Source organism: Campylobacter sp. RM12654 (assembly GCF_020137585.1).
GTDB lineage: Bacteria > Campylobacterota > Campylobacteria > Campylobacterales > Campylobacteraceae > Campylobacter_E.
The window spans coordinates 1-714 of sequence record NZ_JACGAR010000074.1 but is presented as its reverse complement, the minus strand read 5'-3'; the positions used below and the strand labels follow the sequence as shown (position 1 = coordinate 714).

Genomic DNA, 714 nt, shown 5'->3' with positions numbered 1-714 from the left:
GCTTGTGCCTTTTACTTCTATGGGTTTTCTTTTTATATTCTCATCTTTTTCGGAATTTTCTTGTAAATATTTCTCTCCAAAATGTTTTTCATAACCATTTTGCTCTTTGTATAAATCAACTTCTAATTTTAAAGCCAAATAACCGATTTTAAATTCATCTAAATCATCAAGAGCAAATAAATCCATAAGCCTATCCATAAAGCCACCACTCCCACAAAAGACATCTCCTAGCTTTATATTGCCTTGAGAAAATCTGCTTAGATAAAACTCAGGCACGCTAGTATCTCCAAAATTTGTATCATTAGTAGCAAATCTAACGCCCACAATCTCGTTTTGCTTTAAAAACTCTAAAAGTTTTAAATCGTTTTTAATAAATGCTTGATTATAAATATTATTAGCTTTTGTATTTATTTGTAAAGCGTCTAGCTTAGAAAGAGCCTTTTTGTCATCGTTTTCGTTGAAAAATGCAGGGTGTAAAGAATTAATCACTTTTACCATTTCTTCAGCTCCGACACTCTTGCCCGTTTCTATCCAGTATTCTCGCTCTTTTTTACTCATTCCATAAAAAAGCATACCTTCCATAAACTCGCTTTCAAGCATAGCGTGAAGCTCTGGATGCTTAGATTTATTTACACCCAAAAGTATTCTTTGCGTATTATTTGGCTCATAAGTTCCACATTCATCTTGTGGAACATCTTTTAATAAATTCATAAC

The 714-nt window shown here is 32.2% G+C and carries 1 protein-coding gene; it reads right to left on the bottom strand.

Annotated elements, in window-relative coordinates; all coding sequences use genetic code 11:
• Positions 1-714, bottom strand: a 714-nt coding sequence (locus AVBRAN12654_RS09370; RefSeq protein ID WP_336614388.1) for a hypothetical protein, incomplete at both ends; no start/stop codon positions are given.